Here is a 1,531-nt window from a genome sequence, read left to right on the forward strand (position 1 = left end):
CGCTGCTGGGGAGTCAGCAATATTGGCTGCCTTTTTATCCTATTAAGACATGTAACCGTCATCCAGAGCGCTTGATGAGCAGAAAAAGCAGTCTAACTAACCTACCAATAATTTAGTCATCTATTAACCAAAATCAGACGGGAGGCTCATGCCTGTGGGCCTCTCCATTAACGCAGTGGCACACCTCTAATTCTCATACGCTTTGTTTTAGGATCAAGAAAGGCTAACAAAAGCGAACGTTTATTTTTTTTATAAACCCATCGGGTTCGAGCAAAGGTCCGCCACTGATTTGTGCTTTGATATTCAAAATGCACGTCCAGTAAATCCTCTTTACCTACAGTGGGAGTGATCAATGTAATATTATCAGGCATCACATCAACCTTGGTATCTCCTACATGACCATGTATCTCCTTCGAAGACAAATTCGTCATCATGTAACAGCCCTTCGGAAAACTTTCCAGACTCCGATCTATAAAAACAGCCTCATAAGCCTGCCCATCAGCGGATGGCACAAGTATCATTAATGGTTCCTTAATATCATCGGGGAATTTGACCTGAGCAATGGGCGGGTAGATCGTCGCCCCCTCATTCGTTTTCTTTTGGGTTCTTAATATAAGATTTGAGTCTGCATCTAACGCCGTTTGATAGGGCCCTAGTATATTGGCCGTTGATAGGGATACCTGTTTGGTTTCACCTTTGCTGTTTGTGAGATAAATTTTCTTATGTCCCTCAGCGTATGCCATGGCATAAACAGAAAGTTTGACAGATTCGAGAGAAGACATGGTAGCATCTTCAGTGGGCGACAACACGTGGTCGGTAGATTGCGCTTCAACGCAGACGATTGGAACGAACAGAGAAAAAAGCACTATGGCGAGGTAATCTATTGATTTCATGGATAATTAAATTTTTCGGTTTCTCATAACAAGAGCGGGTGACTAGAAGCTAGTTAGTGACCTAGTTGTCAGCTGAAATGCTAGGAATTTGCTTTTTGAGTAAGGTGTGAGGAGGGGCTTTCATGGATGGTAACAAAGGGGGGCTGGGAAAAGATGGCTAGCAGCTAAAGCCGAAAACTAGGAAGTTGAAATTCTGAAAATGGATGAGGCTCTGGAGAGGCACGGAATGGGTGTGAGGAAGCGCTTCTATTGAGGGAACCATGGATCGTGAATGTAGTCTCCTTACCCGCCATGCCAAGGATATTATTCGCAGCAAGTGTTTTTTAATGTGTGTTGCAAACGATGTTTATGCCGGATCGAAAACCATTTGAAATGAAGATCAGTTAGTCGCGGAATACTTATAGTAATGGAGCTATACGCGTATACATCTACGCAGTTAACCTAGCGCAATGCCTATTTCTTTTCATCGCTTACCATAATGTAGATACAGATCCGGCTTGAAGCCAAGATTACTATGTAATCTCGAATCAAATTGAAACTCCGACTGCAGTCTAGGACAAGTTCGGCGAGCTTTTCTGGCAAGCTGAGGTAGATTTTCATGGCAGCGCAAAGGTTTCAACTGATACAGGAATTGAGCT

Annotated in this window: 1 protein-coding gene; it reads right to left on the reverse strand. The window is 43.2% G+C overall.

Annotated elements, in window-relative coordinates; genetic code table 11:
• Positions 1-167: 167 nt before the first annotated feature.
• Positions 168-893, reverse strand: a complete 726-nt coding sequence (locus ABGY95_RS04025; protein ID WP_347440421.1) for a hypothetical protein — start codon at positions 891-893, stop codon at positions 168-170.
• Between the last annotated feature and the right edge of the window lie 638 nt (positions 894-1,531).

Source organism: Rubritalea sp. (genome assembly GCF_039830215.1).
Lineage (GTDB): Bacteria > Verrucomicrobiota > Verrucomicrobiia > Verrucomicrobiales > Akkermansiaceae > Rubritalea.